The organism is Kineococcus lubricus (assembly GCF_050871965.1).
Classification (GTDB): domain Bacteria; phylum Actinomycetota; class Actinomycetes; order Actinomycetales; family Kineococcaceae; genus Kineococcus.
The window spans coordinates 1-16,190 of sequence record NZ_JBJLSK010000026.1 but is presented as its reverse complement, the minus strand read 5'-3'; the positions used below and the strand labels follow the sequence as shown (position 1 = coordinate 16,190).

Genomic DNA, 16,190 nt, shown 5'->3' with positions numbered 1-16,190 from the left:
ATGGAGTGTGAGGCGAGGTCATGGCGACCGACTACGACGCACCGCGCAAGAACGACGACGAGCTGAACGAGGACTCCATCGAGGAGCTCAAGGCGCGTCGCACCGACAAGAGCTCGGGCGCCGTCGACGAGGACGAGACGGAGGCGGCCGAGGGCTTCGAGCTCCCGGGCGCGGACCTGTCGAACGAGGAGCTGTCGGTGCGGGTCCTGCCGCGCCAGCAGGACGAGTTCACGTGCACCAGCTGCTTCCTGGTGGTGCACCGCAGCCAGCTGCACGACTCCGGCGACGGCCGCATCATCTGCAACGACTGCGCCGCCTGATCTCGGCGGCCAGTCGCTGCGGACGGCGGGTCGAGACCACCCAGTAGGGCGTGGGGTCGGCCGGGTCGTCCAGGTGGATCCGCACGGCCGGGCCGATCCACGAACGCACCGCCAGGTGGGCCCGGGCGTCGAGCCCGGGCCCCAGGGCCTGCCGGCGCTCCCCGCGGGCGATGACGTCGACCTGCGAGACGACGTCCAGCGGCAGCCGCGCCCGGCCGACGCGGAACTCGCGGTCGGTCAGCTCGGTCCTCCAGGCCAGGCTCAGCAGGACGCCGGCGGCCAGCAGCGCCCCGGCCGCCGCGCCGACCGCCGCACCCGACCAGCCCCAGATCGGCAGGGCGACCAGCCCGCCGCCGACGACGGCGGGCAGCCACGACAGCCAGGACGTCACCGCGGGCCACCACCGCTCCCGCCCGTCCCAGCCCTGCTGCGGCTGCGGGTGGGGCCGGGAGGGGCGTGTCGCGCTCTGCACCCGCTCAGGGTCGCACGCGGACCGGGACGGGTAGGGTCGAGCCCCGTGACGGAACAGCCCCACGCACCCGCGGCGCCGGGAGCCACCTCGCCGGTGGACCTGGCGGTGGAGACCGTGCTCGCGGTCCCCGAGGCCCTGCCCACCTACGCCCACCCCGGCGACGCGGGGGCGGACCTGACCACGCGCGTGGACGTGGTCGTCGGACCGGGTGAGCGCGTCAACGTCCCCACCGGGGTGTCCATCGCCCTGCCCGAGGGCTACGCGGCCTTCGTGGTGCCCCGCTCGGGGCTGGCGGCCAAGCGGGGCCTGACCACGCTGAACGCGCCCGGCACGGTCGACGCCGGGTACCGCGGGGAGATCCGCGTCACGCTGCACAACACCGACCTGCGCGAGGCGGTGCACCTGCGGGCCGGCGACCGGATCGCCCAGCTCGTCGTCCAGCGCGTCGAGCGCGTCCGCTTCGTCCCCGTGCCGCAGTTGCCGGAGTCGGTGCGCGGCGCCGGGGGCCACGGCTCGACCGGCGGCTCCGACGCCCTCGTGCCGAGCCTGCCCGACCCCATCCCGACCCACCCCTCCGAGGAGCGACCGTGAGCCTGTTCCGCCGCCGCAAGGTCGCCGACACCGCCGGCACCTCCGACCCCGTCGCCGCCGTCTCCGAGTCGGTCACCACCGCCGAGTCCGGCGCCGAACCGGCCACGGCCGCCTCCGGGGTCGTCGACGACCCGCAGGCGCGCGCGGCCGCCGAGGCCGACGCCCCGCCGCGCGCGGTGGCCGTGGAGGCGTTCGACCGCTCCGGCGGCCCGTTCGACGTCTCCGAGGTCTCCGAGGACGACGACCGGCTGTCGCTGGGCGGGCTGCGCCTGGTGGGCCGCCAGGGCATGGAGCTGCGCTTCGAGGTCGAGGAGGCCACCGGCCGGGTCATCGCGGTGACGATCGGCCTGAACGGTTCCAGCGTGCAGCTGCAGGCGTTCGCCGCGCCGCGCTCCAGCGGGGTCTGGGACGAGATCCGCACCGAGATCGGCGAGGCCGTCGTGGCCCAGGGCGGTGCCTGCGAGGAGCAGGACGGGCCGCTGGGCCGGGAGCTGCTGTGCCGGCTGCCCGTGCGCACCGAGGACGGCCGCACCGCCCACCAGCCCACCCGCTTCGCCGGGATCGACGGCCCCCGCTGGTTCCTGCGGGCGGTGTTCACCGGCCCGGCCGCGCACGACGCGGCGGCGGCGCAGGAGCTGGAGTCGGTGGTGCGCGAGACCGTCGTGGTGCGCGGGCAGGAGGCGATGGCCCCGCGCGAGCTGATCCCGCTGGAGCTGCCGCAGCAGCCCGAGCAGGCCGCGCCGCAGCCCGAGCAGGCCGCGGCCGCCGACGACCTCAAGCCGTTCGAGCGGGGACCCGAGATCACCGAGGTGCGCTGACCGGGGCGGGACCCCGGGAACAACGACGGTCCGGGTGACGTTGCACCCTCGTCCGCTCCTGGAGGGCCTACTGTGGGTGCCGTGTCGAAGTCCTCAGTGCTGAGCACGCCGCTGTGGAGGCGTGCGCTCGCGCGTTTCACCGCCTCCGAGTCCGACCTGGCCGCCGAGGAGGCGCAGGAGGACGCCGTGCGCAACGGCGGGACTCCCTGCGACCAGATCCGCGACCGCACCAAGGCGTGCGTGTGTGGGACGCTGCGGTCGGTGACCCTGCGGCCGCGGGGCGGGGTGCCCGCCCTGGAGGCCGAGCTGTTCGACGGGTCGGGGTCCATCCACCTCGTGTGGCTGGGCCGCCGCCGGATCGCCGGGGTGGAGCCGGGCCGCCGGGTCAAGGCCCGGGGGCGTGTGGCGTGCGACGACGGTCAGCGGGTCATCTTCAACCCCGTGTACGAGCTCGTGTGCGCCGAGAAGGCGTAGGGGCCGCGTGAGCGCACCCCAGACCGTCGAGGAGCTCGTCCGTCAGCGGTTGTCGGCGGCCCTCGGCGGCTGGCGGGGGATGGTCGACTCGGCCGTCGCCCCGCTGGCGTTCCTCGTCGGCTGGCTGACGACCCGGGACCTGCTCGTCTCGGTCGGCGCCTCGATCGCGGTGATGCTCGTGGCGCTGGTCGTCCGCATCGCCCGGCGCGAGACCCTGCAGTTCGCGGTCGGGGGCATCCTCGTGACGGCCGTGGCCGCCTTCATCGCCTCCCGCACCGGCCGGGCGCAGGACGTCTTCCTGCCCGGCATCCTGCTGAACCTGGCGCTCTCGGTCGTGTTCGTCGTCTCGATGGTCACCCGCTGGCCCGTCGTGGGTTTCCTCGTGGGCGCGGTGACCGAGGAACCGACCGCGTGGCGCCGCGACCGGGGCATCGTGTCCCTGTGCCAGAAGCTGACCGGGCTGCTGCTGGCCGGGTACCTCGTGCGGGTGGCGGTGCAGCTGCCGCTGTACCTGGCGGGCAACACCACGGCGCTGGCCGTGACCAAGCTCGCGCTCGGCTGGCCGTTGCTGCTGCTGGGCATCGTGGTCGCCGGGGTGATGCTGCTCAAGGGGCGCACCCCCCTGCAGGCCCCCCACGCGGCGGCCGTCGAGGACTGAACGGCCCGCCGCCGGAGCCCTGTTAGGTTCCTGCGGTGTCGAAGAAGAAGGCCCTCACCCCGAAGTCGAAGTGCTGCGAGTCGAAGGACAAGTGCAAGCGCTGCCCCCTGCGGATGCTCAAGGAGGGGACGCTGCCTGAGGGCTACACCGTGAAGCGCCGCCGGCTCGTCAAGGTCGAGTCGTAGGGCGAGCCGAGGGTCCCTTCGTCGCCAGGACGTCGTTGACGACGTGCCCCAGCGCCAGGCCCCGGCGCTCGAACCGCGTCACCGGCCGCCACGACGGCCGGGAGCGGTCGGGGTCCAGGGTGAACCGCGCGGAGGCGCCGATCACCTCGACCATCTGCTCGGCGTACGGTTCCCAGTCGGTGGCGCAGTGCAGCGTCCCGCCCGGCACGAGGCGGTCGGCGACCAGTTCGACGAACTCCGGGCCGATCAGCCGGCGCTTGTGGTGGCGGGCCTTGGGCCACGGGTCGGGGAAGTAGACCCGCACCCCGGCCAGGCTGCGTGGCGCGATCCGCTCGGTCAGCAGCGTGCGGCCGTCGCCCTCGAGCAGCCGGACGTTCGTCAGCCCGTGCTCCACGACCCCCTGCAGCAGCGCCCCGATGCCCGGGGTGTGGACCTCGGCGGCCAGGACGTTGACGTCCGGGGTGGCCCGGGCCATGGCGAGGGTGGCGTCGCCCATCCCGGACCCGATCTCCAGGACCACCGGGTTCGCGTTCCCGAACAGCGCGGCGAGGTCCAGCACGCCCGTGCCCGCCGGGACCTCGTACCGCCCCAGGTGCTCGGCGAGCGCCTCCTGGCGGACGATCCCCATCCGGCCGCGGCGGAGCTTGTAGGACTGGACGGGGGCGTCGGGGAAGGGGGCGGAGGTCACCGCACCATCATCGGGCACTCCCGGCCCGCGGACGCACGACCGGCCGGGGCGGCGGGACCACCGGGCCCGCGTCCACGGCGTACCGTCGCCGGCACCCGTCCCGGAGGACCCGCCGTGCTCACGAACGACCTCGACCCGCCCGCCGCCGACCGCACGCACGCGGTGCGCACCTCGGACGGCCTGACCCTGGCCGTCCACGAGTGGAGCGGACCGGCCGCCGCCGGTGACCGCCCCGTGCTGCTGCACCACGGGTTCGGCGCCAGCGCCCACCTGGAGTGGCCCCGGTCCGGGTTGCCGCAGGCGCTGCTGGCCGCCGGGCGACGGGTCCTGGCGGTCGACGCGCGCGGTCACGGCCGGTCGCAGGCCCCGCACGACCCGGCCCGGTACGGCGAGGCGCGGATGGCCCGGGACGTGGTCGAGGTGCTCGACGCGCTCGGGGTGCCCGACGCCGACCTCGTGGGGTACTCGATGGGGGCCGTGGTCGCCTCCCTCGTCGCCGCGACCGGACCGGCCCGCGTGCACCGGCTGGTCCTCGGCGGCGTCGGAGCCGGCCTGGTCGAGCTCGGCGGGGTGGACACGCGCGTCCTGCCCGCCTCCCGGCTCGCCGTCGCGCTGCGCACCGGGGACCCCGGGGCGCTCACCGACCCGGTGGTCCGCGGGTTCCGGGACTTCGCCGCCTCCACCGGCAACGACCTGCTGGCGCTGGCGGCGCAGGCCGACGCGGTGCACGACCGCCCGATCGCCCTCGACGCCGTGCAGGCGCCCACGCTGGTGGTGGCCGGGGACGAGGACCTGCTGGCGGCGCGGCCGGAGGTGCTGGCGGCGGCCGTCCCCGGGGCGCGGCTGACCCTGGTCCGCGGCGACCACGGCACCGCCCTGCGCGACCCGCGGTTCGCGGCCGGGATCAGCGGGTTCCTCAGCCGCTGACGGTCCGCGCGACCGGCGCCCCGACGTACCGGGCCAGGTGCTGGGCCGTCAGCGTCGACCCCGCGGCGACGAGGTCGGCCGGGGTCCCCTCGAAGACGACGCGGCCCCCGTCGTGGCCGGCGCCCGGGCCCAGGTCGACGATCCAGTCGGCGTGCGCCATGACCGCCTGGTGGTGCTCGATGACGACGACGGACTTGCCGGAGTCGACGAGCCGGTCGAGCAGGCCGAGCAGCTGCCGGACGTCGGCCAGGTGCAGGCCCGTGGTGGGTTCGTCCAGGACGAGGACACCGCCGGCCTCGCCCATGTGCGTGGCGAGCTTGAGCCGTTGCCGTTCACCGCCGGACAGGGTCGTCAGCGGCTGGCCCAGGGTCAGGTAGCCCAGGCCCACGTCGGCCAGGCGCGCCAGGACGGTGTGCGCCGCCGGGGTCCGCGCTTCCCCGGCGCCGAAGAACGCCTCCGCCTCGGCCACCGGCATGGCCAGCACCTCGGCGATGTTCCGACCCCCCAGCCGGTGCTCCAGGACGGCGGCCTGGAACCGGCGTCCCTCGCACTCCTCGCAGGTGGTCGCCACCCCGGCCATGATCGCCAGGTCGGTGTAGACGACGCCGGCGCCGTTGCAGGTGGGGCAGGCCCCCTCGGAGTTCGCGCTGAACAGGGCGGGTTTGACGCCGTTGGCCTTCGCGAAGGCCTTGCGGACCGGTTCGAGCAGACCCGTGTACGTCGCGGGGTTGCTGCGCCGCGACCCGCGGATCGGGCTCTGGTCGACGGTCACGACGCCCTCGCGGGGGGACACCGCGCCGTGGATCAGCGAGCTCTTGCCCGACCCGGCGACCCCGGTGACGACCAGCAGCACCCCCAGCGGCAGGTCCACGTCGACGTCGCGCAGGTTGTGCGTGCGGGCGCCGCGGACCGGCAGGGTGCCGGTCGCCGCCCGCACCCGCGGTTTGAGGGCGGCACGGTCGTCGAAGTGCCGGCCGGTGACGGTGCCGCTGGCCCGCAGACCCGCCACCGTCCCCTCGTAGCAGACCGTCCCCCCGGCCGGCCCGGCCCCGGGCCCGAGGTCGACGACGTGGTCGGCGATGACGATGGCCTCGGGTTTGTGCTCCACCACCAGGACGGTGTTCCCCTTGTCCCGCAGGCGCAGCAGCAGGTCGTTCATGCGCTGGACGTCGTGCGGGTGCAGCCCGGTCGTGGGTTCGTCGAAGACGTACGTGGTGTCGGTGAGCGAGGACCCCAGGTGGCGGACCGTCTTGACCCGCTGCGCCTCCCCACCGGACAGCGTGCCCGAGGCGCGCTCCAGGGACAGGTACCCCAGGCCGATCTCGACGAACGCGTCCAGCAGGCCGCGCAGGTTCGCCAGCAGCGGCGCCACCGACGGCTCGTCCAGCCCCGCGACCCACGCGGCGAGGTCGGAGACCTGCAGGCGGCACGCGTCGGCGATGCTCACCCCGCCGATGCGGCAGTTCCGGGCGCCCTCGGCCAGCCGGGTCCCGTCGCAGTCCGGGCAGGTCGTGAACGTCGCGACGCGCTCGACGAAGGCCCGCACGTGCGGCTGCAGGGAGTCGACGTCCTTGGACAGCATCGACCGGCGGATCTTCGGGATCAGGCCCTCGTAGGTGACGTTGATGCCGTCGACCTCGATGCGCACCGGCTCGGCGTGCAGGAAGGCCCGCAGCTGCTCGGGCGTGAACTCCCCGACGGGCCGGTCGCAGGGGAAGAACCCGCAGCTGCGGTAGATGCGGCCGTACCAGCCGTCCATGGAGTACCCGGGCACCTTGATCGCGCCCTCGTCGATGCTCTTGGCCGCGTCGAACAGCTCCGTCAGGTCCAGGTCGTCGACCTGCCCGCGGCCCTCACAGCGCGGGCACATCCCCCCGGTCCGCGACCAGTCCGCGAGGACCTTCTTCTGCCCCGTCCCCTTGGCGACCGTCATGGCGCCCTTGGCGGTGACGGAGGCGACGTTGAAGGAGAACGCCTGCGGGCCGCCGATGCGCGGTTCCCCGAGCCGGCTGAACAGGATGCGCAGCATCGCGTGCGCGTCGGTGGCCGTCCCGACGGTCGAGCGGGCGTCACCGCCCATGCGCTGCTGGTCGACGATGATCGCCGTCGTCAGCCCGTCGAGGACGTCGACGTCGGGCCGGGCCAGGGACGGCATGAACCCCTGCACGAACGTCGAGTACGTCTCGTTGATCATCCGCTGGGACTCCGCGGCGATCGTGGCGAACACCAGCGAGCTCTTGCCCGACCCCGACACCCCGGTGAAGACCGTGAGCCGGCGCTTGGGCAGCTCGACGCTCACGTCCTTGAGGTTGTTCTCCCGCGCACCGTGCACGCGGATGCGGTCGTGGCTGTCGGCCACGTGCACCTCGGAGCGTGTACCTGGCCGGGCGGCGGCGCGCTGCGGGTCCATGACCCGATCCTGCCAGCGCGCCCGCCCGCCGTCAGGGGGCCGCGAGGATCGTCCGCAGGTCCGCCTCGGCGCCGGGCACGGACAGGAACAGCAGGTGGTCGCCGGGTTCCAGGACGTCGTCGGCGGTGGGCGGCAGCGGCCGCTCACCGCGCACGATCGCCACCAGCACGGTGTCCTGCGGCAGCTCGACCTCCCCGACGGTGCGCCCGAGCACGGGGCTGCCGTCCTCCAGGGTGTACTCGGACATGGACGTCCGGCCCTGCTGGAAGGTGAACAGCCGCACCAGCTCGCCGACGCTGACGGCCTCCTCGACCAGGGCGGTCATCAGGCGCGGGGTCGACACCGCGACGTCCACGCCCCAGGCCTCGTCGAACAGCCACTCGTTCTTCGGGTTGTTCACCCGGGCCACCGTGCGCGGGACGCCGTACTCGGTCTTGGCGAGCAGGGACACGACGAGGTTGGCCTTGTCGTCCCCGGTGGCGGCCACGACGACGTCGCAGTCGGCCAGCTCGGCCTCGTCCAGGCTGGCGATCTCGCACGCGTCGGCGAGCAGCCACTGCGCGTCGGGGACGCTGGTGATCTTCATGGCGGCCGGGCTGCGGTCGATGAGCAGCACGCGGTGCCCGTTGCCGAGCAGTTCCCGGGCGATGGAGCGCCCGACGATCCCGGCGCCGGCGATGACGACGCGCATCAGGCTCCCTCCTCCGGTGCGGCGGCCAGCACGGCCGAGGCCGCGCCCACCCGGCCGTCGGCGACGACCACGTGCAGGGCGTCGTCCTGCTGGTAGGCCATCCCGCGGGCGGGCACGACGCCCTGTCCCAGGCGCGTCAGGTACGCCACGCGCACCCCCGCCGCGGCCTCCAGCGCCGACAGCGGGCGTCCCACCCAGCCCTCGTGCACGGGCACCTCGACGAGCACGACCCGCCCGGAGGGGTCGCGGAACTCGCTCAGCGCCCCCTGCGGGACGAGGCGGCGCAGGACCTGGTCGGAGGTCCAGCGGACCGTCGCGATGGTGGGGATGCCCAGGCGCTCGTACACCTCCGCGCGGCCCGGGTCGTAGATGCGGGCCACGACGTTCTCGACGTCGAACTTCTCCCGCGCCACCCGCGCGGCCAGGATGTTGGAGTTGTCGCCGGAGGACACCGCGGCGAACGCACCCGCTTCGTGGATGCCCGCCTCGACGAGGGTGTCGTGGTCGAACCCGACCCCGGTCACGCGGCGGCCGGCGAAGCCGGGGCCCAGGCGGCGGAAGGCGTCGGCGTTCTGGTCCACGACCGCCACGCTGTGCCCGCGCTGCTCGACGGTGAGCGCCAAGCTCGAACCGACCCGGCCGCAGCCCATGATCACGAAGTGCACGTCCTGAACGCTACCCGGTGCCCCTGTGAGCGGCACCGGGGCACGGCGGACCCGCCCGGCAGCAGCACCCCGCCGGTGCACCTACCATCGGCAGACGTGCCCTCTGTGACCGATGCGGTCAAACGTGTCCTCGTCGGACGACCCTTCCGCAGCGAGAAGCTGTCCGAGACCCTGCTGCCCAAGCGCATCGCGCTGCCGGTCTTCGCCTCCGACGCCCTCAGCTCGGTCGCCTACGCCCCCGACGAGATCCTCCTGACCCTGTCCATCGCGGGGATCGCGGCGTACACGCTCTCGCCGTGGATCGCCCTGGCCGTCGTCGTCGTCATGTTCACCGTCGTGGCCTCCTACCGGCAGAACGTCCACGCCTACCCCTCCGGGGGCGGGGACTACGAGGTCGCGACCGTCAACCTGGGCCCCAACGCGGGCCTGACCGTCGGCAGCGCGCTGCTCGTCGACTACGTGCTGACCGTCGCGGTGTCGGTCTCCTCGGGGGCGCACTACGCCGCCACGGCCATCCCCGTCCTGCGCGGGCACGAGGCCGTGCTGGGCGTGGGCGTGGTCCTGCTGCTGATGGCGGCCAACCTGCGGGGGCTGCGCGAGAGCGGGGCCGCGTTCGCGATCCCCGTCTACGTGTTCATGCTCTCGGTCTTCGGGATGGCGGCGTGGGGCTTCGTCCGGCTGCTGGCCGGTGACCTGCCCCGGGCGGCGAGCGCGCAGTACGAGCTGACCGCCGAGCACGACATCTCCGGCGGGCTGACCACCGTGGCCGGGGTCTTCCTCCTGCTGAGGGCGTTCTCCTCCGGGGCGGCTGCGCTGACCGGGGTGGAGGCCATCAGCAACGGCGTCCCGGCCTTCCGCAAGCCCAAGAGCCGCAACGCGGCGACCACGCTGCTGCTGCTGGGCACCCTGAGCGTGACGATGCTGGTCAGCATCATCGCGCTGGCCAACGCGACCCACGTCCGGTTCGCGGAGGACCCCGCGACCCAGCTGCTGCGCGACGGGGTCCCGGTCGGCGACTCCTACGTGCAGGGCCCCGTCATCGGCCAGCTCGCCGCGACGATCTTCGACCACTTCCCGGTCGCCTTCTACGTGGTGACCGCCGCGACCGGCGTCATCCTCGTGCTCGCCGCGAACACGGCGTTCAACGGGTTCCCGGTGCTGGCCTCGATCCTGGCCCGCGACGGGTTCCTGCCCAAGCAGCTGCACACCCGCGGCGACCGGCTCGCCTTCTCCAACGGCATCATCGCCCTGGCGCTGGTCGCGATCGCGTTCATCGTGGCCTTCGACGCCGAGGTCACCCGGCTGATCCAGCTCTACGTCATCGGGGTCTTCGTCTCCTTCACGATGAGCCAGACGGGCATGATCCGGCACTGGAACCGCAACCTGCGGACGGTGCAGGACCCGGCCCGGCGCGCGCAGATGCGCCGCTCGCGCGTCATCAACTGCATCGGCCTGGCCCTGACCGGCCTCGTCCTGGTCATCGTGCTGCTGACGAAGTTCACCCAGGGCGCCTGGATCGCGATCCTGGCGATGCTGTTCGTCTTCGTGAACATGAAGCTCATCCGCCGCCACTACGCGAACGTGGCCCGCGAGATCGAGATCCCGGCCGAGCGGCAGGCCAAGGCGCTGCCGACGGGGGTGCGGGGGATCGTCCTCGTCTCCAAGATCCACAAGCCGACGATCCGGGCGCTGGCCTACGCGCGGGCGGCCCGGCTCACCGACCTGCAGGCCGTGACGGTCGCGGTCGACCCCGAGGAGGCCGCGGCGCTGCAGCGGCGCTGGGAGGAGATGGACCTGCCGGTGCCGCTGACGGTCCTGGACTCCCCGTACCGGGACGTGACCAAGCCCGTCCTGGAGTTCGTGCGGTCCATGCGGCAGCGGCACCCGCGCGACCTGGTCACCGTGTACGTGCCCGAGTACGTCGTGGGGCACTGGTGGGAGACGTTCCTGCACAACCAGTCCGCGCTGCGGCTGCGGGCGCGGTTGCGCTACCAGCCCGGCGTCATGGTCGCCAGCGTGCCCTGGCAGCTCAGCAGTTCCGCCGGGCTGGAGGACCGCGTCGAGCGCGCGGCCCCCGGCACCGTCCGCCGGGGCCAGCCCGGCCCGGTCCGCACCGACCACCAGGAGAACCCGTGACCAGCCCCACCCGCCGTCGTCGCACCCGCCAGGCCGCACCGGCCGGGCCGGACGCCCGCGGCACCGAGATCGAGGTCGAGGTCGGCCCGGTCGCCCACGGCGGCCACTGCGTGGCCCGGCACGAGGGCCGGGTCGTCTTCGTCCGGCACGCCCTGCCCGGCGAGCGGGTCGTGGCCCGGGTCACCGAGGGCGCCGAGGGGGCGCGGTTCTGGCGCGCCGACGCCGTGCGGGTCCTGACCGCCGACGCCGACCGGGTCGAACCGCCGTGCCCGGTGGCGCGGCCGGGGCTGTGCGGGGGGTGCGACTTCCAGCACGTCGCGCCGGCCCGCCAGCGCGGGCTCAAGGCGGCCGTGGTCGCCGAGCAGTTCCGGCGGCTGGCCGGCACCGAGCTCGAGGTCACGGTCGAGGAGGTGCCCGGGGCCGGGAGCGACGGCCTGCGCTGGCGCACCCGCACCCAGTTCGCCGTCGACGCCGAGGGGCGCACGGGGCTGCGCGGGCACCGGTCCCACCAGGTGGTCGCGGTGCAGGACTGCCCGATCAGCACGACCGGCGTGGTGGGCTCGGGGGTGCTGGCGTCCCGGTTCGGCAACGTGGAGACCGTGGAGGTCGCCACCGGCTCCGACGGGGCCGCGCCGCTGGTCGTGGTGACGCCCGAGCCGGGCACGCACGCGCACCTGCCGAAGCTGCCGGACGCCTCCGTCGCGGTCCGCACCGCCGAGGGGCTGCACCGGGTCTCCGGGCGGACCTGGGTGGGCGAGCGGGTCACCGTGCGCGGGCGCGAGCACACCTTCCGGGTCGGCGGCGCGGGCTTCTGGCAGGTGCACCCCGGTGCTCCCGCGGTCCTGGGCGAGGCCGTGCTGGCGGCGCTGGAGCCGCGGCCGGGCGAGCACGCCGTCGACCTGTACTCCGGGGTGGGGCTGTTCACCGCGCTGCTGGCCGACGCGGTCGGCGCCGAGGGCTCGGTGCTGGCCGTGGAGGGCGACGAGCGCGCGGTGCGGGACGCCCGCAAGTCGCTGCACGAGCTGGCCCAGGTGGAGCTGTGGGCGGGCGCGGTCGAGGAGGCGCTGCAGGACGGGGAGCTGACCGCCCGCCGCACCGACCTGGTGGTCCTGGACCCGCCGCGGTCCGGGGCCGGGCGCGCGGTCGTGGAGGCGATCGCGGCGCTGGCCCCGCGCGCGGTGGCCTACGTGGCGTGCGACCCGGCGGCGCTGGCCCGGGACACGGCCTCCTTCGCCGAGCGCGGGTACGTCCTGGACGGGCTGCGCGCCTTCGACCTGTTCCCGATGACGCACCACGTGGAGTGCGTGGCGCGCTTCGTGCGCGCCTAGACCGGCGCGTCCCGGCGGTCCTCGGCGGCGTCCAGGCCGCCGAGGGCGTCGAGCACGTCGCGCAGGACGTCGGTGGGGGAGGCGTCGGTGGTGGTCAGGTCGACGACCCGCCGCCCGTCCCAGGGGCGCAGCGGCTCGCGGGTGGAGTGGCGGGGGACGTAGCGCCGGGGACGGCGCTGCAGCGGGGGCACGGCGGGTCCCCGGTCAGCCGAGGCGGCCGACGCTGGACAGCCACAGCGCCAGGACGGCGGTGAGGACGAGCGCGGCCACGGCGCCGGCCTTGGCGACCAGCACCGTGCCGGGCAGGTCCAGGCGGGACCACACCGAGCGCGCCAGCTCCAGCAGCCGGGTGCGCAGGTCGACGGCGGGGACGTCGGGGACGGACCGCAGACCGGCCAGGACCGAGGTGAGGACCTCGGCGGCGCCGGCGTCGTCCAGCTCCACGGCGCGCGGGACGCGGCGGGCGGGCAGCCCGCGGCCGGGGGCGCGGTGCTGGGCCCGGCGCGTGCCGGCGGGTGCGGCCGGTGCCGGGGTGGGGCGGGCGATCGAGGGGTGCACGGGCTGCTCCAGTCCGTCGGGGGGCGGTGCTCCCACTGTGCTGACTGAGCGTCACCTGGTTCAAGCTGCCCGTAGTGCGTCCGAGTGCACCCGATCAGGTGGTCCGTCGCTGTGCGGCACGACCGGGGGATCGCCCCGGTTCCCGCCCACGACGGGCCCGCCGTGGTATCTTGACGTCGAGATAAATGAGCGTGAGGGTCCCCTCGACCCCGCGAGCGCTCCGGGCGCCACCGGTGGGACGATCGGTGGCGGCACGAGACGACACGGCAACGACGACGGAAGACGAGTGAGGAGCTCCCGGTGAGCAGCCACAACAGCTTCGAAGCCAAGGCTACCCTAACAGTAGCGGGGACGGATTACACGATCTTCCGTCTCGACAAGGTCGAGGGCTCGGCCAAGCTGCCGTTCAGCCTCAAGGTCCTCCTGGAGAACCTGCTGCGCACCGAGGACGGCGCCAACATCACGGCCGACCACATCCGCGCCCTCGGCGGGTGGGACCCCACCGCCGAACCGGACACCGAGATCCAGTTCACCCCCGCCCGCGTCCTCATGCAGGACTTCACCGGCGTCCCCTGCATCGTCGACCTCGCCACCATGCGCGAGGCCATCGGGGCCCTCGGCGGCGACCCGACCCGGGTGAACCCCCTCTCGCCGGCCGAGATGGTCATCGACCACTCCGTCATCGCCGACGTCTTCGGCCGCCCCGACGCGTTCGAGCAGAACGTCGACCTGGAGTACGGCCGCAACCGCGAGCGCTACCAGTTCCTGCGCTGGGGCCAGACGGCGTTCGACGACTTCAAGGTCGTCCCGCCGGGCACCGGCATCGTCCACCAGGTCAACATCGAGCACCTGGCCCGCGTCGTGTTCCCCCGCCAGGTCGGCTCCGAGCTGCAGGCCTACCCCGACACCCTCGTCGGCACCGACTCGCACACCACGATGGTCAACGGCCTGGGCGTCCTGGGCTGGGGCGTCGGCGGCATCGAGGCCGAGGCGGCCATGCTCGGCCAGCCCGTCTCGATGCTCATCCCGCGCGTCGTCGGCTTCAAGCTCAGCGGGTCCATCCCCGCCGGCGCGACCGCCACCGACGTCGTGCTGACCATCACCGAGATGCTGCGCAAGCACGGCGTCGTCGGCAAGTTCGTCGAGTTCTACGGCCAGGGCGTGGCCTCGGTGCCGCTGGCCAACCGCGCCACCATCGGCAACATGAGCCCGGAGTTCGGCTCCACCGCCGCGATCTTCCCCATCGACGACGTCACGCTCGACTACCTGCGCCTGACCGGCCGCAGCGACGACCAGGTCGCGCTCGTGGAGGCCTACTCCAAGGAGCAGGGCCTGTGGCACGACCCGAGCGTCGAACCGGTCTTCTCCGAGTACCTCGAGCTGGACCTGTCGACCGTCGTCCCCAGCATCGCCGGCCCCAAGCGCCCGCAGGACCGCATCGTGCTGACCGAGGCCAAGGAGGCGTTCCGCGCCGCCCTGGGCGACTACGTCACCGACGAGGTCACCGACGAGGTCACCGACGGGGTCACCGCGGGGAACGTCGCCTCCAGCGCGCACAGCGACGCGATCGACGCCGTCACCGGGTCCTCCCAGGACGAGGCCAGCGCCGAGAGCTTCCCGGCCTCCGACGCCCCCTCGGCCTCCAGCACCGACGAGCGCGACGAGCCCGCCGCCCCCGGCCACGCCACCGGCCGGCCCTCGAAGAAGGTCGCCGTCACGATGGCCGACGGCACGCGGACCGAGATCGACCACGGCGCCGTCGCGATCGCCTCGATCACCAGCTGCACCAACACCTCCAACCCCTCGGTCATGGTCGCCGCGGCGCTGCTGGCCAAGAACGCCGTCGAGAGGGGCCTGACCCGCAAGCCGTGGGTCAAGACCTCCCTGGCCCCCGGCTCCAAGGTCGTCACCGACTACTACGACAAGGCCGGGCTCACCCCGTACCTGGAGAAGCTCGGTTTCCACCTCGTCGGCTACGGCTGCGTCACCTGCATCGGGAACTCCGGGCCGCTGCCGGAGGAGATCTCCGCCGCGATCCAGGAGAACGACCTCGCGGTGACCGCGGTCCTGTCCGGCAACCGGAACTTCGAGGGCCGGATCAACCCCGACATCAAGATGAACTACCTGGCCTCCCCGCCGCTGGTCATCGCCTACGCCCTGGCCGGGACGATGGACTGGGACGTCGAGAACGACCCCATCGGCCAGGACGAGTCCGGCCAGGACGTCTACCTGAAGGACATCTGGCCCGACGCCGCCGAGGTCGAGCGGGTCATCGGCGAGGCCATCAGCAAGGACATGTTCGTCAAGGACTACGCCGACGTCTTCGCCGGCGACGAGCGCTGGCAGGGCCTGAACACCCCTGAGGGCGACACCTTCGAGTGGGACGCCGAGTCCACCTACGTGCGCAAGCCCCCGTACTTCGAGGGCATGCAGGCCGAGCCGGCCCCGGTCACCGACATCTCCGGCGCGCGCGTCCTGGCGCTGCTCGGCGACTCCGTCACGACCGACCACATCTCCCCGGCCGGTTCCATCAAGCCCGACTCCCCGGCGGGGGTGTACCTGTCCGAGCACGGCGTCGAGCGCAAGGACTTCAACTCCTACGGGTCCCGCCGCGGGAACCACGAGGTGATGATCCGCGGGACGTTCGCGAACATCCGGCTGAAGAACCAGCTGCTGGACGGCGTCTCCGGCGGGTTCACCCGCGACTTCACCAACGGCGGCGAGCAGACGTCGATCTACGACGCCGCGCAGAACTACGCTGCGCAGGGCGTCCCGCTGGTCGTCCTGGGCGGCAAGGAGTACGGCTCGGGGTCCTCCCGCGACTGGGCGGCCAAGGGCACCAAGCTCCTCGGCGTCCGGGCCGTCATCACCGAGAGCTTCGAGCGCATCCACCGCTCGAACCTCATCGGCATGGGCGTCATCCCGCTGCAGTTCCCGGCGGGGGAGTCGGCCGCGTCGCTGGGCCTGGACGGCACCGAGACGTTCGACGTCTCCGGCATCACCGAGCTCAACGAGGGCCGCACCCCCAGGACCGTGAAGGTCACGGCGACGAAGACCGACGGCGGTGTCGTCGAGTTCGACGCGGTCGTGCGCATCGACACCCCCGGCGAGGCGGACTACTACCGCAACGGCGGGATCCTGCAGTACGTGCTGCGGTCGCTGACCGGCGCGTGACGGTCCGCTGAGCGGCGTCCGGCGCCGCGGGTCGTCCCGACGGGCGTGCACCACCACCGCGGTGGGCGCCCGCCCCGCGGTCCCGCTGGCCACCG

General features: G+C 73.8%; 17 protein-coding genes. 10 read left to right on the top strand and 7 right to left on the bottom strand.

Annotated elements, in window-relative coordinates; translation table 11 throughout:
• Positions 1-20 precede the first annotated feature (20 nt).
• Positions 21-320, top strand: a complete 300-nt coding sequence (locus ACRYRX_RS17715) for a DUF4193 domain-containing protein (RefSeq protein ID WP_106206830.1) — start codon at positions 21-23, stop codon at positions 318-320.
• Here the strand turns inward: ACRYRX_RS17715 and ACRYRX_RS17710 are convergent.
• On the bottom strand, positions 295-792 hold the full coding sequence (locus ACRYRX_RS17710; protein WP_432513917.1) for a DUF3093 domain-containing protein: 498 nt from the start codon (positions 790-792) through the stop codon (positions 295-297). The two genes, ACRYRX_RS17715 and ACRYRX_RS17710, sit on opposite strands and share 26 nt — an antisense overlap.
• A gap of 93 nt (positions 793-885) precedes the next feature.
• On the opposite strand from ACRYRX_RS17710, the gene dut reads away from it, so the two are divergent.
• The 5 genes from dut to ACRYRX_RS17685 all read left to right on the top strand — a co-directional run bounded on the left by dut (position 886) and on the right by ACRYRX_RS17685 (position 3,518).
• Positions 886-1,383: a dUTP diphosphatase gene (dut, locus tag ACRYRX_RS17705; RefSeq protein WP_432513977.1), complete on the top strand. Its 498-nt coding sequence runs from the start codon at positions 886-888 to the stop codon at positions 1,381-1,383.
• Positions 1,380-2,201, top strand: a complete 822-nt coding sequence (locus ACRYRX_RS17700; protein WP_432513915.1) for a DUF3710 domain-containing protein — start codon at positions 1,380-1,382, stop codon at positions 2,199-2,201. The genes dut and ACRYRX_RS17700 overlap by 4 nt, the downstream gene beginning before the upstream one ends.
• 72 nt (positions 2,202-2,273) lie before the next feature.
• Positions 2,274-2,675, top strand: coding sequence for an OB-fold nucleic acid binding domain-containing protein (locus ACRYRX_RS17695; RefSeq protein ID WP_432513913.1), 402 nt, complete (start codon positions 2,274-2,276; stop codon positions 2,673-2,675).
• A gap of 7 nt (positions 2,676-2,682) precedes the next feature.
• On the top strand, positions 2,683-3,333 hold the full coding sequence (locus ACRYRX_RS17690; protein ID WP_432513911.1) for a DUF3159 domain-containing protein: 651 nt from the start codon (positions 2,683-2,685) through the stop codon (positions 3,331-3,333).
• A 35-nt stretch (positions 3,334-3,368) separates the two neighbouring features.
• Positions 3,369-3,518, top strand: a complete 150-nt coding sequence (locus ACRYRX_RS17685; RefSeq protein ID WP_432513909.1) for a hypothetical protein — start codon at positions 3,369-3,371, stop codon at positions 3,516-3,518.
• On the opposite strand, the gene trmB is transcribed toward ACRYRX_RS17685, so the two are convergent.
• On the bottom strand, positions 3,502-4,206 hold the full coding sequence (gene trmB, locus ACRYRX_RS17680; protein ID WP_432513907.1) for a tRNA (guanosine(46)-N7)-methyltransferase TrmB: 705 nt from the start codon (positions 4,204-4,206) through the stop codon (positions 3,502-3,504). The genes ACRYRX_RS17685 and trmB overlap by 17 nt on opposite strands.
• 114 nt (positions 4,207-4,320) lie before the next feature.
• On the opposite strand from trmB, the gene ACRYRX_RS17675 reads away from it, so the two are divergent.
• On the top strand, positions 4,321-5,133 hold the full coding sequence (locus tag ACRYRX_RS17675; RefSeq protein WP_432513905.1) for an alpha/beta fold hydrolase: 813 nt from the start codon (positions 4,321-4,323) through the stop codon (positions 5,131-5,133).
• On the opposite strand, the gene ACRYRX_RS17670 is transcribed toward ACRYRX_RS17675, so the two are convergent.
• Genes ACRYRX_RS17670 through ACRYRX_RS17660 form a run of 3 tightly spaced genes read right to left on the bottom strand, consistent with a single transcriptional unit; the run spans position 5,123 to position 8,899 of the window.
• Complete coding sequence (locus tag ACRYRX_RS17670; RefSeq protein WP_432513904.1) at positions 5,123-7,543, bottom strand: ATP-binding cassette domain-containing protein; 2,421 nt, start codon at positions 7,541-7,543, stop codon at positions 5,123-5,125. The genes ACRYRX_RS17675 and ACRYRX_RS17670 overlap by 11 nt on opposite strands.
• A 31-nt stretch (positions 7,544-7,574) precedes the next feature.
• On the bottom strand, positions 7,575-8,234 hold the full coding sequence (locus ACRYRX_RS17665) for a potassium channel family protein (RefSeq protein ID WP_432513901.1): 660 nt from the start codon (positions 8,232-8,234) through the stop codon (positions 7,575-7,577).
• The gene (locus ACRYRX_RS17660; protein WP_432513900.1) at positions 8,234-8,899 is read right to left on the bottom strand and encodes a potassium channel family protein; all 666 of its coding nucleotides are present in this window, start codon (positions 8,897-8,899) and stop codon (positions 8,234-8,236) included. The genes ACRYRX_RS17665 and ACRYRX_RS17660 overlap by 1 nt, the downstream gene beginning before the upstream one ends.
• Positions 8,900-8,995: 96 nt before the next feature.
• Here ACRYRX_RS17660 and ACRYRX_RS17655 point away from each other — a divergent pair, with 96 nt between their 5' ends.
• Positions 8,996-11,035 (top strand): APC family permease, encoded by a 2,040-nt coding sequence (locus ACRYRX_RS17655; RefSeq protein ID WP_432513898.1) that lies wholly within the window; start codon positions 8,996-8,998, stop codon positions 11,033-11,035.
• Complete coding sequence (locus tag ACRYRX_RS17650; RefSeq protein ID WP_432513896.1) at positions 11,032-12,363, top strand: class I SAM-dependent RNA methyltransferase; 1,332 nt, start codon at positions 11,032-11,034, stop codon at positions 12,361-12,363. The genes ACRYRX_RS17655 and ACRYRX_RS17650 overlap by 4 nt, the downstream gene beginning before the upstream one ends.
• Here ACRYRX_RS17650 and ACRYRX_RS17645 read toward each other — a convergent pair.
• Positions 12,360-12,554 carry a hypothetical protein gene (locus ACRYRX_RS17645; RefSeq protein WP_432513894.1) on the bottom strand — a complete coding sequence of 65 codons (195 nt, stop codon included), beginning with the start codon at positions 12,552-12,554 and terminating at the stop codon, positions 12,360-12,362. The genes ACRYRX_RS17650 and ACRYRX_RS17645 overlap by 4 nt on opposite strands.
• 13 nt (positions 12,555-12,567) lie before the next feature.
• The gene (locus ACRYRX_RS17640) at positions 12,568-12,921 is read right to left on the bottom strand and encodes a hypothetical protein (protein WP_432513893.1); all 354 of its coding nucleotides are present in this window, start codon (positions 12,919-12,921) and stop codon (positions 12,568-12,570) included.
• Positions 12,922-13,221: 300 nt separating this feature from the next.
• Between ACRYRX_RS17640 and ACRYRX_RS17635 the strand changes: the two genes are divergently transcribed.
• On the top strand, positions 13,222-16,095 hold the full coding sequence (locus ACRYRX_RS17635) for an aconitate hydratase (RefSeq protein ID WP_432513891.1): 2,874 nt from the start codon (positions 13,222-13,224) through the stop codon (positions 16,093-16,095).
• The last annotated feature ends 95 nt before the right edge of the window (positions 16,096-16,190 follow it).